The sequence below is a fragment of the Shewanella sp. T24-MNA-CIBAN-0130 genome (assembly GCF_040310185.1).
Classification (GTDB): domain Bacteria; phylum Pseudomonadota; class Gammaproteobacteria; order Enterobacterales; family Shewanellaceae; genus Shewanella; species Shewanella psychromarinicola.
Window position 1 is genome coordinate 1 of record NZ_JBEOPP010000487.1, and the last position, 246, is coordinate 246.

General features: G+C 62.2%; 1 protein-coding gene. It reads left to right on the forward strand.

Translation table 11 applies throughout. The annotated features are described in order from the left end of the window. Positions 1–246: ATP-binding protein (locus tag AAEZ02_RS23220; protein ID WP_351125551.1), on the forward strand; the 246-nt coding region annotated here is incomplete at both ends.

Sequence of the window (246 nt, forward strand, 5' to 3'; positions counted from 1 at the left end):
GCGCACCACCTGCCGCACCTGTTCGAACGGTTCTACCGCGCCGACAGCAGCCGTACCCGTGCCGAGGGCGGTACCGGGTTGGGGTTGGCCATTGTGAAGTCGATCATGCATTTGCATCAGGGCCATGCTCATGTCACCAGCCAGCCTGGGCGTTTTACGCGGTTCAGCCTGGTGTTTCCCCAGACTCTTGAAGCACCGCTGTCCCCTTGTGAGAGCGGGCTTGCTCGCGAAGGCGGTGTATCAGTC